The following is a 10,159-nucleotide window of genomic DNA, read 5'->3' as shown; positions in this document are numbered from 1 at the left end:
GCATCGGACGGCGTGCGCACGCCGCCGGTCAGCACGACCGTGCGGTCTGAGCGCGGGTTGCGGTGGAAGACCTCGGCGACGGGGATCGAGTTGGTGATCACCGTCAGCTCGGGGACGCCGATGAGGTGGCGGGCCAGCGCCCACGTGGTGGTCCCCGCCGAGAGGGCCACGGCCGTGCCCGGTCTGACGAGGCCGGCCGCGCGCCGCGCGATGGCCTCCTTCTCCTGCTGCTGGCGGGCCGACTTGGCGGTGAACCCCGGCTCCTCGGTCGAACCGGGGCCGAGTGCGGTGGCGCCGCCGTGCACCTTCTCCAGCAACCCGCGCTCGGCCAGCACCTCGAGGTCGCGGCGGATCGTCATGTCGGAGACGCCGAGCTCGCGGACGAGGTCCGCCACCCGGACGCCGCCGTTGCTGCGCACGCGTTCGAGGATCGTCTGCTGACGCTGTTGTGCGAGCACTCCCGCTCCTTCCAACAGATTCCACCAAATTATGACACGGAATTGTTGGGGAATGTTAGTTAGCGTGGTGCCCTTGCGCTGGTCACCTGGGGAGAGAGAGGCTCGGGTTCCGGCCGATCATCGGAGGCGAGCTATGGCCAGGCGCTCACGCAAGGGCAAGGCACGCAAGAAGAAGAAGGCTAACCACGGCAAGCGCCCCACGGCGCGTTGACGGGGGTGGCCGCCTTTCCCGGCGGCCACCCGGGTTTCACACATGACCCGCGCCCCGTTCCAGCGTCACGCGTCGTTGACCAGGCGGGCCAGCCTGTCCGGGTGATCGGCCCTGACCACGACGTCGGCGGCCTGCTGGGGCCGTACCTCTCGCTCGTACCGCTCGTACGCGGGCAGCCGCCAGAGCTCGTCCTCAGGTGTCCCGCGCTCCAGCGCCCCCGCCGACAGCCACACGTGCACGCTCAGCTCGAACGCCAGCCCCCGCCCCAGCAGCAGCGTCCCGTCGACGATCACCGCCCCTCCCGGGGGCAGCTCCTGGTACGGCGCCCGGTACGCCCGATCGATGCGGCTGTCCCAGAGCCGCGGCAACACCTGCCCGGAGCCGCCCGGGTCCAGGGGCTCGAGGACCTCCCTCGTGAGCGCCTTGGCGTCGAGCCAGTCCTCGTAGAAGGCGTCCGGGTCGGTCCTGCCGTGCTCCAGCCGCAGCGACGCGGGCCGTAGGAAGTCGCCCGCCGACACCCGCAGCACGGGCCGCCCTCGCAGCCGCAGCGGCGCGACGAGCTCGTCTGCCAGCGTCTCAGGACGCGCAGCCGGCGCGCCGTCCACGGCCACCCGCACCCACCCCTGCCGCGCGGCGACCCTTTCGGCCAGCTCCTCGACGAGGGCGTCGCGGGAGATCGGTCGCCAGCGCATGCCTACGCGCGCAGCCCCGCCACGAACCCGTCCATGGCCTCCGTCACGTCCTTGAGCACCCGGGCCGAGGCGACCGGATCTCCGAAGATCTCCATGCCGTGGTTGGCGTCCGGAACCTCGAGGTACGGGTGCCCCAGACCCCGTGCGACCTCACCGTCCCACAATTTGTCGGCCGCGCCGCCGACGAGCAGTGTGGGAGCCTTGCTCCGCCGCAGCGCCCCGACGACGGACTCCACGGTGAGCAACGGGGTGAGCCAGATGGCGGGCAGTCCTCGTTCGGCTGCGAGGGGTGCGGCGAGCGTGCCGAGCGACTTGCCCACCAGGAGCACCTGACCGGCGCTCTCGGCCTCCACGGCCTCCCGCGCCTGCTCGACGACCCACGCCTCGCGTTCGGCCATCGTGTCTCCCGTTGGCGGCTCCCACCAGACCTCCTGCACGGTCCACCCGTGATGCGCGAGCACGACGCGGGCGAAGTGGAGGAGAGGGCGGGCCGGCACGTATGACGCGCCCGGAAGGAGGATGGCCACCCGATCCGGATCGCCTCCGTGCCGGGTGGGGACTCCGAGGACCGTCTCTGGCGCCATTCCCCGGAGTATAGGCCGAACCACCTGCCGAGATCACGAAGGCCAGGTCTCCCGACCGGTTCCTGGCTGAGCCCCCGAAACGGATTCAGCCCTTCCTCAGCCGCGTCCGCCCAGAAAAACCGGCCGGGCACGCAACTCGCACGAAAGATCGAAAAAGCCAGGCGAAGATCACAAGGGCCAGGCTCCCCGGCGGGGATGACCTGGCCTTTTACCGTGCAGAGCGGACGACGGGAATCGAACCCGCGTAGCTAGTTTGGAAGACTAGGGCTCTACCATTGAGCTACGTCCGCGCGAACCGGTCGAACTCTGGTCTAGACTTCATCCGGTCGTCAGGGCGTAAGCGTACCGGAGTCCCGGAGCGCATGCGCACTCGGCGAGGCGGGGCGTGGCGCAGCTTGGCAGCGCGCTTGCTTTGGGAGCAAGAAGTCGCAGGTTCAAATCCTGTCGCCCCGACCAGCTCAAAGGGCCCCTTCCGGGATGGAAGGGGCCTTCTGCTTGTCTATGGCACTTGGAGTGCCCGAAAGACGCGATCCATCGCCACGGCCCCGGACCACGGGAGGGACCTGCTTCCGGTGAACGACCTCGGTCGTCGCCGTGCTGCTGTGGCCGCCCAGGCGCCGGATCTGCCGGCGCGGTGCGGGCGGCAGGCGACATCGAGGCTGGGGGCGTGTCACCCAGCCCCAGCGGCCGAGGCGGGGTCTCGGAACAGCTCGACCGCAATGCGCAACCGATGGTTGCGCGAATGCGGATTGCGGGCTAGCGTGATGCGCAACCAAACGTTGCACATGGAGAGTGAAGAGTATGGAGTACGGCAGCATCGAACGCGAGATCCACGTCGAAGCCTCACCCGAGGTGGTCTTCGAGGTCGTCAGCCGCCCTGAGCACATCTCGCAATGGTGGACCGACGACGCCGACGTCGAAGCGACTCCTGGCGCGGTCGGTGAGCTCGTGTGGGGCGACAGGGCAGAGGTCGTCCCGATCAGCGTGGTGACCGCCGAGCCGCCTCGGTTGTTCTCGTTCCGCTGGTGCTATCCCGGCGGCAAGGTCGACGACTCGGCCAACTCATTGCTGGTCACCTTCGAGCTCACCCCGTCGGGCACGGGCACCAGGATCCGGCTCACCGAGACCGGATTCCGGGAGATGGGCTGGGAGGCCGCCAAGTTGGCGGAGCAGTACCGCGAACACGGCGTCGGTTGGGACACCTTTGTTCCCCGGCTCGGGGAGTACATCGCGCGGCTGGTGTCCACCCCATGACCGCCGCCGTCGACGACGACCTGTGGTCCGCGATCGGGGACCCGACCCGCCGGCGGATGCTCGACCTGCTCCTGGCGGATGGCAACGGCAACGGCACCGCCACCAGCCTCAGCCAGCAGCTGCCCGTGACACGGCAGGCCATCGCGAAACATCTCGGTGTGCTCGACCGCGTCGGCCTGGTGCACGCGTCGCCTGCCGGGCGAGAGAAGAGGTACCGGGTGGACGAGGCGCAACTTGCTCGCGCGGTCGCCCAGTTGTCCTCGGTGGGGGCAGCGTGGGACGCCAGGCTCCGGCGCATCAAGCAGATCGCCGAGGCGATTCAGCGCAGCAAGGACCAGCAGGGCGCCCAGCAGTGAATTCACAGACTTCAGACGAGAACCAACGCTGGAAAGAGGGATCGAAAATGGTGGACATCCTGCACAGAGTGGGAATCAAGTCGTCGGTTGCCGAGGTCTACGCGGCCTTGACCACCGCCGAGGGGCTTGCCGGCTGGTGGACGACCGACACGCGAGGCGAAGGCAACGAGCTCGGCGGCGTGCTCCAGTTCCGGTTCGGGGCCGGCGGGTTCGACATGAGGGTCCTCGAGCTGCACCCGGGCAAGCGCGTGCTGTGGGAAGTGGTCGACGGCCCCGAAGAATGGATCGGCACGCACGTGGACTGGGACCTCGAGCAGGTCGACGACTACACCATCGTTCTCTTCAAGCACGAAGGCTGGAAGGAGGCGGTGGAATTCATGCACCACTGCAGCACCAAGTGGGCGGTCTTCCTGCTGAGCCTGAAGTCACTGGTCGAAACCGGGAAAGGCGCTCCGGATCCCCACGACGTCAAGATCGACAACTGGAACTGACGTTCCGCTGGCTGGGGCGTCGCCGGCGGCAGGCCGGTGTCCGCGCCAACGTCGCTCCGGGTCCCGCTGACTTTGTCAGGACATGCAGGCGGTCAGGGACTTCGGGGCGATCTGGCGGTAGGCGTCCGCGACGATCTCCGCGATCTCCGCCCAGTCCGCCTCCACGTCCAGGTAGACGCCCAGCCACCCCCGTTGCCCCACGTACGGTGGCCGGAAGAAGCGTTCCGGGTCCTCCCCCACCAACTCCTCCTGTGCCCCGTGCGGGGCCGCGCACCAGAACGCCAGGCGGTCGTCGTGATGGTGGTCGGCGAACATCACGAACGTCTTCTTGCCCCTGACGAACCACGTGGGCTCCCCGTGGCTGAGCCGTTCGGTGACCTCGGGCAGCGCCAGGCAGAGGACGCGCAGCCGCTCCAGGGCGTCCACGGGGCCGTCAGCCGGTCAGCGTGAGGGGGTTGACCAGGTCGGCGTAGACCAGCAGGCCAGCCATGATCATCATGACGAGCGCGATCGCGTACGTCAGCGGCAGCACCTTCGCGATGTCCACGTAACCAGGCTCGGGCCGTCGCATGATCTTGGCGTACGCCCGCTTGATGCCCTCCCACAGCCCGCCGGCGATGTGGCCGCCGTCGAGCGGCAGCAGCGGGATGAGGTTGAACATGCCGATCGCCAGGTTGAACCCGGCCAGCAGGTTGACGAAGATGGCGATCTTCTTCTCGTTGGACAGGTCGGAGGCGAGGATCTCGCCGCCCATGCGGCCCGCGCCGACGACGCCGACCGGGCCCTCGGGGTCGCGCTTCTCGCCCGAGAAGGCCGCGTGCCAGACGCCGACCATCTTCTGCGGCAGGTTGAAGATCGAGCCCGCCACCCGGCCCGTCAGCTCGCCCATGTAGCCGAGCACCTGGCCGACGCTCTGCTGCTCCATGACCTCGGTGGGCAGGACGCCCAGGAAGCCGACGTTCTTGTCGATCTTCTTCGGGTCCTGGAGGTTGGGCCGGTCCTGGGCGATGAGCGTGACATTGAGCGTCATCGGCTTGCCGTCACGGACGATGCCGAGCGCGACGGGGCCGGGGCCGTGGGAGCGGATCAGGCGGGTGGCGTCGTCCCAGGAGTTGATCTTCTGTCCGCCGAAGGAGACCATGCGGTCGCCGGCCTTCATGCCCGCCTGGGCGGCCGGGGTGGGCTTGTCGGTGGACTTGCACGTGGCGCGCTGCTCGGACATCGGGATCACGCACGTGTTGGTCTCGGGCGAGACGACCGGGGCCCAGGTGGGCAGGCCGATGCCGACCAGCAGGATGGTGAAGAAGATGAACGAGAGCACGAAGTTCATCGCCGGGCCGCCGGACATGATGATGACCTTCTGCCACCACTTCTTCCGGTAGAAGACCCGGTCCTCGTCGCCCGGGCGGACCTCCTCCTGCGCGGCGTCGCGGGCCGACTCGATGAGGCCCTGGAACGGCCCCGTGGAGGTGCTCCTGAGCTTGTTCGGGTCGTCGCCGGGGCGGGGCGGCAGCATGCCGATCATGCGGATGTAGCCGCCGAGCGGGATCCACTTGATGCCGTACTCGGTCTCGCCCTTCCGCCGCGACCACGCCGTGGTGCCGAAACCGACCATGTACTGGGTCACCTTGACGCCGAAGAGCTTGGCGGGCAGCAGGTGGCCGATCTCGTGCAAGGCGATGGAGAACATCAGCCCGAGCAGGAAGACGATGATCCCCACGAGATAGAGCCAGTTCATCTATGCGCGCTCCGTAACCGACGACAGGGGCGGACTAAGGGTCCGACAGCCCCAGGGTAGTCGAACGGGCCGCCCTCCAGGGCTTCTCGCCGTTTGAAGGCATTGACAGTACACAATCAAACAATCACCGTAGGTGACGACGCGCCTAGGGCCGCCAGATCAGCACCAGCGCGCAGTCGTCGTTGTGGCCCGAGGCCATGGCGTTCACCAGCGCCCTCGCGCCGTCGCGGAACCCGGAGGGCAGCAGCCGCTCCGCCTCCCCCAGCAGCCGGTCGAGCCCGGCATCGATGTCGCGGCCCGGCTGCTCGATCAGCCCGTCGGTGAACAGCAGCAGCGCGTCGCCCTTGCGCAGGGTGCCGCTGTCGGGCTCACAGTGCAGATCGGGCACCACGCCGAGCACCACGCCCTTGGCCGAGGCGACCTGCCAGCTTCCCGTGCCCGCGTCGAACTTCACCACCGGCGGGTGCCCGGCCGAGGTGATCGTGTAATCGCCGGTGTCCAGGTCGAGGCGTAGGTGCACCGCGGTCACGAACCCCTCGTCGCCCCGCTGCCGGTGCAGGTACGTGTTGCACGCGGGCAGGAAGTCGTCGACCGAGCCCAGCAGCCCGCCGAACGTGCCCGACAGCAGCAGCGCCCTGGTGCCCGCGTCGACCCCCTTGCCGGACACGTCGACCAGCGCGATCTCGACGGAGTTGCCGTCGCGCATGGAGACCAGGAAGTCGCCGCCGAACGAGGACCCGCCCGCCTGCTTGAGCACCACCTTGGCGCCCCAGTCTTTGGGCATCGGGGGCAGCTCACCCTGCCTCTTGAGCCGGTCGCGCAGCTCCAGCAGCATCGCGTCGCCGCGCAGTCCCTGAACGCCCAGCTTGCCCCTGGTGCGGGCCAACAGCAGGGCGAGCACGGTGGTGAACACGATCGTCACCGTGAGCCCCAGCCCGATGCGGTTCACGCCCAGGTTGATCGCGATGTAGCCGAGCGCGACCCCGATGCCCACCAGCAGCTTGATCAGGCTGCGCAGCCTGAGCTGGAGCCCGCCGATCAGCGTGACCGGGATGAGCAGCGACGGCGAGAACCACTCGGTCGAGACCTCCGCGGCCAGGAACCCGATGACGAGCGCCAGCGTGGTCAGCGTGAGGAGCAGGTTGCGGTCGCGAGCCAGCGGCCCGCGCCGGAAAAACCGCACAGCGGCCACCAGAAAGGGCACCCGCACCAGGACCGCACGGACCCGTGGCGGGATCAGCGGCGCCGGACGGGAACTCATGATGGGCCTGACTGTATCGGTCTGACCCGTGTTTGGGCAGCCCACTTGACCAACGCCTTGATCATTAAGCACGGATAATGGGTGGCTCTCCCCCTTTGCCCGCTCCTACCGTGGACGAATGACGTACCCGATCCGTCCCATTGACGAATCCGAGTGGCCGGCCTTCGCCCGGGTTCTCGACGAAGGGTTCAACTGGACGCCACACCCACAGCAAGCGGAGCGGTTCAAGGCCGAGACGGAGTTCGACCGCACTCTCGCGGCCTTCGACGGCGACCTCGTCGCGGGGGTCACCTCCATCATCAGCTTCACCATGACGGTACCCGGCGGCCGGCTCCCCGTCGCGGGCGTCACGAGCGTCAGCGTGCTGCCCTCGCACCGCCGCCGCGGCATCCTGTCCGCGCTGATGCGCAGGCAACTCTCCGACGTCCGCGAGCGCGGCGAGAGCGTCGCCGCCCTGTACGCCTCCGAGGCGGCCATTTACGGCCGGTACGGGTACGGCCGCGCCTCGCACAACCTGTACTTCAGCATCGACAAGTCCCGCTCGGCATTCGTCAAGAACGCTCCGGCGGACCCGTCGCTCCGGATCAGGGTGGCCAAGCCCGCCGACGTACGCGCGGATCTGGAGGGGCTGTTCGCCTCCGTGGTGGCCCGGCGGCCTGGACGCTACGACCGCAAGCCGCAGATCTGGGACGGCGTGCTGGCCGATGACGAAGGCGACCAGCGCGGGAACGGGTCGCTGCGCTCGATCCTCGCCGAGGACGACGGCGGCCTGCGCGGTTACGCGCTGTTCCGTGTCAAGGCGAACTGGGACGCCGACGTTGTCCCCGCCGGGGAGCTGAAGCTGCAGGAACTGGAGGCGGCCGACCCGGCGGCCTACGCCCTGCTCTGGCGTAGCATCCTGGACCGCGACCTGGTCTCCAAGATCCAGTCGGGCGGCAGGCCGGTGGACGATCCCCTGATCGCGCTGCTCGCCGACCAGCGCCAGCTCCGCGCGAGCTGGACCGACGAGCTGTGGGTGCGCGTCGTGGAGGTCGACAAGGCGCTGGCCTCGCGCGCCTACTCGGCGGCCGTGGACGTGGTGATCGAGGTCGAGGACGACGTGTGCCCGTGGAACGCCGGACGCTGGCGGCTCACCGCCGACCCGACGGGCGCCGAGTGCAAGCCGGTCGAGGACGAGCCGGACGTCACGCTGCCGGTGGCCGCGCTCGGCTCGGCGTACCTGGGCGACGGGCTGCTCATGGAGTCGCTGGAGGCGGGCGTGCTGCGCGAGCACTCACCCGGCTCTGTGCGCGCCCTGGCCACCGCGATGTCGTGGAGTCCGAAACCGTGGGCGGGCCTGACGTTCTGACGTAGAGTCGGACGCATGGCGCTGCAAAGCTTGCAGATCACCGCGACCATCGCCATGCGTGCTCGCGACGTGTCCAACCCGTCGAAGGAGCAGCAGGAGGCCGCCGACCGGCGGCCCCTGCGCGACGAGATCCCCAAGCGCGACGCCAAGCGCAAGGGTTAGGGCAGCGAGGGCAGTTGGCCGATCGTCTCGTACGTGGTCAGCTGCGCGATGCGCCTGCTGTGCCGCTCGCTGCCGGAGAAGGCCGTGGCCAGGAATGCCTCGACGAAGCCGGTGGCCTCCTCGGTGGAGTGCATGCGCGCGCCGACGCTGACCACGTTGGCGTTGTTGTGCTCGCGGGCCAGCCGGGCCGTCTCCTCGCTCCAGGCCAGGGCCGCCCGGATGCCGCGCACCTTGTTGGCGGCGATCTGCTCGCCATTGCCCGAGCCTCCGATGACCACCCCCAGGCTGGCGGGGTCGCCGGCGACGCCCTCGGCCGCGCGCAGCACGAACGCCGGATAGTCGTCCTCGGGGTCGTAGACGAAGGGACCGCAGTCGGTCACCTCGTGACCGTGGTCCTTGAGCCAGGACACGAGGTGGTTCTTGAGCTCATAGCCGGCATGGTCGGCACCGATGTAGACACGCACCCGCCCAGTCTTCCACAGCCCCGCCGATGGGACTCGCTGACTAGAGTAAGGACCCCTGCCGTAGTCCACTCCTTACGAAAGTAGAGACCCATGCGTGAGATCCGCGTCATCGGCGATCCGGTCCTGCGCACGCCCGCGGACCCCGTGACGGACTTCGACCGCGAGCTGCGCCGGCTGATCGACGAGATGTTCCAGGCGATGTACGCGGTCAACGGCGTGGGCCTGGCCGGCCCGCAGATCGGCGTGTCGCGGCGGCTGTTCGTGTACGACATCGCCGGGCGCAAGGGCCACGTGATCAATCCCGTGCTGACCGTCGACGACGACGAAGAGGTGGTGGACGAGGAGGGCTGCCTGTCCGTGCCCGATCGCCAGACGCGCCAGCCGATCTACGCGCCGGTCGGGCGCGCCGCGGGCGTGACCGTCGAGGGCATCGACAGGCTCCAGCGTCCGGTACGGATCAAGGCCCGCGGGTCGCTGGCGCGGTGCTTCCAGCATGAGACCGAGCATCTGGACGGCAAGCTGTACGTCGATCGCCTGCCGCGAAACGAAGCCCGCAAGATCATGCTCAGAGCATAGGTTGGGCGAATGAGCATACTTTCCGGCAAAGGCGCATTGGTCACAGGAGGATCCAGGGGCATCGGGAAGGCCATCGTGGAGCGGCTGACCGCCGACGGCGCGGAGGTGGTCTTCTGCTACGAGCGCTCGGCGGAGGCCGCCGAGCAGGTCGCCAAGGAGACGGGCGCGCACGCCGTACGGGCGGATCTGGGCAGCAAGGAGGATCTGGCGCGGCTGTTCAGTGAGGCCGAGTCGCGGCTGCCCGGGCTCGACATCCTGGTCAACAACGCCGCCGCCATGCTCGGGCAGAAGCCCATGGCGGAGATCACGGACGAGGAGTACGAGCGGGTGTTCGCGGTCAACACCCGATCGGTCTACCTGGCCATGCAGTGGGCGGCGCGGGTGATGCGCGACGGCGGGCGCATCATCAACATCTCCACGCTCAACACCAAGGTGCCCGCTCCCGCTCTGACGCTCTACTGCGGCAGCAAGGGGGCCGTCGAGCAGTTCGCCAAGGTGGCGGCGCGGGAGCTGGGCGTGCGCGGGATCACCGTCAACGTGGTCTCGTCCGGCGCCACCGACACC

14 protein-coding genes and 2 tRNA genes are annotated in these 10,159 nt (G+C 68.9%); 8 read left to right on the top strand and 8 right to left on the bottom strand.

Going from position 1 to position 10,159, the window contains the following annotated elements:
* From AB0J09_RS43120 to AB0J09_RS43105, 4 genes are all read right to left on the bottom strand, one after another.
* Positions 1 to 458: DeoR/GlpR family DNA-binding transcription regulator (locus tag AB0J09_RS43120; protein ID WP_360704572.1), on the bottom strand; the 458-nt coding region annotated here is incomplete at its 3' end.
* 276 nt (positions 459 to 734) lie between these two features.
* Positions 735 to 1,361, bottom strand: a complete 627-nt coding sequence (locus AB0J09_RS43115; protein WP_360704569.1) for a uridine kinase — start codon at positions 1,359 to 1,361, stop codon at positions 735 to 737.
* 2 nt (positions 1,362 to 1,363) lie between these two features.
* A complete protein-coding gene (locus tag AB0J09_RS43110) occupies positions 1,364 to 1,945 on the bottom strand; it encodes a hypothetical protein (protein ID WP_360704566.1) in 582 nt (193 codons plus the stop codon).
* 219 nt (positions 1,946 to 2,164) lie between these two features.
* Positions 2,165 to 2,235, bottom strand: a tRNA-Gly gene (locus tag AB0J09_RS43105).
* A gap of 89 nt (positions 2,236 to 2,324) precedes the next feature.
* On the opposite strand from AB0J09_RS43105, the gene AB0J09_RS43100 reads away from it, so the two are divergent.
* The 4 genes from AB0J09_RS43100 (at position 2,325) to AB0J09_RS43085 (ending at position 4,046) form a co-directional block, all read left to right on the top strand.
* Positions 2,325 to 2,401, top strand: a tRNA-Pro gene (locus AB0J09_RS43100).
* A gap of 345 nt (positions 2,402 to 2,746) precedes the next feature.
* Positions 2,747 to 3,199, top strand: a complete 453-nt coding sequence (locus AB0J09_RS43095; protein WP_360704563.1) for an SRPBCC family protein — start codon at positions 2,747 to 2,749, stop codon at positions 3,197 to 3,199.
* Complete coding sequence (locus AB0J09_RS43090) at positions 3,196 to 3,555, top strand: helix-turn-helix domain-containing protein (RefSeq protein WP_360704560.1); 360 nt, start codon at positions 3,196 to 3,198, stop codon at positions 3,553 to 3,555. Before AB0J09_RS43095 ends, AB0J09_RS43090 begins: the two co-directional genes overlap by 4 nt.
* Before the next feature lie 47 nt (positions 3,556 to 3,602).
* The gene (locus AB0J09_RS43085) at positions 3,603 to 4,046 is read left to right on the top strand and encodes an SRPBCC domain-containing protein (RefSeq protein WP_360704556.1); all 444 of its coding nucleotides are present in this window, start codon (positions 3,603 to 3,605) and stop codon (positions 4,044 to 4,046) included.
* A gap of 75 nt (positions 4,047 to 4,121) precedes the next feature.
* Here the strand turns inward: AB0J09_RS43085 and AB0J09_RS43080 are convergent, their stop codons facing one another.
* The 3 genes from AB0J09_RS43080 to AB0J09_RS43070 form a co-directional block, all read right to left on the bottom strand.
* Entirely contained in the window at positions 4,122 to 4,472 is a 351-nt protein-coding gene (locus tag AB0J09_RS43080; protein WP_360704555.1) for an MmcQ/YjbR family DNA-binding protein, read from the bottom strand.
* Between the two features lie 7 nt (positions 4,473 to 4,479).
* Positions 4,480 to 5,784, bottom strand: a complete 1,305-nt coding sequence (locus AB0J09_RS43075) for a M50 family metallopeptidase (RefSeq protein ID WP_360704552.1) — start codon at positions 5,782 to 5,784, stop codon at positions 4,480 to 4,482.
* Positions 5,785 to 5,929: 145 nt separating this feature from the next.
* Complete coding sequence (locus AB0J09_RS43070) at positions 5,930 to 7,045, bottom strand: PP2C family protein-serine/threonine phosphatase (protein ID WP_360704549.1); 1,116 nt, start codon at positions 7,043 to 7,045, stop codon at positions 5,930 to 5,932.
* 118 nt (positions 7,046 to 7,163) lie between these two features.
* Here AB0J09_RS43070 and AB0J09_RS43065 point away from each other — a divergent pair, with 118 nt between their 5' ends.
* Together AB0J09_RS43065 and AB0J09_RS43060 are read left to right on the top strand one after the other, a co-directional pair.
* Positions 7,164 to 8,393 (top strand): GNAT family N-acetyltransferase, encoded by a 1,230-nt coding sequence (locus AB0J09_RS43065; protein WP_360704546.1) that lies wholly within the window; start codon positions 7,164 to 7,166, stop codon positions 8,391 to 8,393.
* 15 nt (positions 8,394 to 8,408) lie between these two features.
* The gene (locus tag AB0J09_RS43060) at positions 8,409 to 8,555 is read left to right on the top strand and encodes a hypothetical protein (protein ID WP_360704543.1); all 147 of its coding nucleotides are present in this window, start codon (positions 8,409 to 8,411) and stop codon (positions 8,553 to 8,555) included.
* On the opposite strand, the gene AB0J09_RS43055 is transcribed toward AB0J09_RS43060, so the two are convergent.
* Entirely contained in the window at positions 8,552 to 9,019 is a 468-nt protein-coding gene (locus AB0J09_RS43055; protein ID WP_360704540.1) for a ribose-5-phosphate isomerase, read from the bottom strand. The genes AB0J09_RS43060 and AB0J09_RS43055 overlap by 4 nt on opposite strands.
* Before the next feature lie 90 nt (positions 9,020 to 9,109).
* Here AB0J09_RS43055 and def point away from each other — a divergent pair, with 90 nt between their 5' ends.
* Together def and AB0J09_RS43045 are read left to right on the top strand one after the other, a co-directional pair.
* Positions 9,110 to 9,595 (top strand): peptide deformylase, encoded by a 486-nt coding sequence (gene def / locus AB0J09_RS43050; protein ID WP_360704537.1) that lies wholly within the window; start codon positions 9,110 to 9,112, stop codon positions 9,593 to 9,595.
* A 9-nt stretch (positions 9,596 to 9,604) separates the two neighbouring features.
* A partial coding sequence (locus AB0J09_RS43045) for an SDR family NAD(P)-dependent oxidoreductase (RefSeq protein WP_360704534.1) occupies positions 9,605 to 10,159 on the top strand: 555 nt, incomplete at its 3' end.

The organism is Nonomuraea sp. NPDC049784 (assembly GCF_040659615.1).
In the GTDB taxonomy this organism is placed as follows: domain Bacteria; phylum Actinomycetota; class Actinomycetes; order Streptosporangiales; family Streptosporangiaceae; genus Nonomuraea.
This window is presented reverse-complemented; position numbering and strand designations above follow the sequence as displayed.

Bases quoted from the DNA above. Each gene is read 5' to 3' on its own strand.
- AB0J09_RS43115 (WP_360704569.1), bottom strand. From the start codon at position 1,361: ATGCGCTGGCGACCGATCTCCCGCGACGCCCTCGTCGAGGAGCTGGCC.
- AB0J09_RS43110 (WP_360704566.1), bottom strand. From the start codon at position 1,945: ATGGCGCCAGAGACGGTCCTCGGAGTCCCCACCCGGCACGGAGGCGAT.
- AB0J09_RS43095 (WP_360704563.1), top strand. From the start codon at position 2,747: ATGGAGTACGGCAGCATCGAACGCGAGATCCACGTCGAAGCCTCACCC.
- AB0J09_RS43090 (WP_360704560.1), top strand. From the start codon at position 3,196: ATGACCGCCGCCGTCGACGACGACCTGTGGTCCGCGATCGGGGACCCG.
- AB0J09_RS43085 (WP_360704556.1), top strand. From the start codon at position 3,603: ATGGTGGACATCCTGCACAGAGTGGGAATCAAGTCGTCGGTTGCCGAG.
- AB0J09_RS43075 (WP_360704552.1), bottom strand. From the start codon at position 5,784: ATGAACTGGCTCTATCTCGTGGGGATCATCGTCTTCCTGCTCGGGCTG.
- AB0J09_RS43070 (WP_360704549.1), bottom strand. From the start codon at position 7,045: ATGAGTTCCCGTCCGGCGCCGCTGATCCCGCCACGGGTCCGTGCGGTC.
- AB0J09_RS43065 (WP_360704546.1), top strand. From the start codon at position 7,164: ATGACGTACCCGATCCGTCCCATTGACGAATCCGAGTGGCCGGCCTTC.
- AB0J09_RS43060 (WP_360704543.1), top strand. From the start codon at position 8,409: ATGGCGCTGCAAAGCTTGCAGATCACCGCGACCATCGCCATGCGTGCT.
- def (WP_360704537.1), top strand. From the start codon at position 9,110: ATGCGTGAGATCCGCGTCATCGGCGATCCGGTCCTGCGCACGCCCGCG.